Source organism: Serratia sp. Sp408 (assembly GCF_057180665.1).
In genome coordinates this window covers 1-255 of record NZ_JBXUFT010000050.1, presented here as the reverse complement: position 1 = coordinate 255, position 255 = coordinate 1, and the positions used below count along the sequence as shown (strand labels likewise).

Genomic DNA, 255 nt, shown 5'->3' with positions numbered 1-255 from the left:
CCAGTTGGCGTTTGAGGCGGGCATTCTCAGCGGCGAGTTCGCCCTCACGTTCAGAGGACGTTGCCTGTTGCTGCCGCTTGCTACGCCAGGTGTAAATTTGCGACTCATAAAGGCTGAGTTCGCGGGCAGCTGCGGCCACACCAATACGTTCAGCCAGTTTCAGGGCTTCGTCGCGGAATTCAGGTGTATGTTGCTTGCGTGGCTTTTTAGTGGTTGATGCTGGTTTTGTCATGTGAGTCACCTCTTGCTTGAGAG

The 255-nt window shown here is 54.9% G+C and carries 1 protein-coding gene; it reads right to left on the bottom strand.

The genetic code is table 11. The features are described 5' to 3' along the window. A partial coding sequence (locus tag AC2AXP_RS22805) for a transposase (RefSeq protein WP_484381997.1) occupies positions 1-232 on the bottom strand: 232 nt, incomplete at its 3' end. Positions 233-255 lie beyond the last annotated feature (23 nt).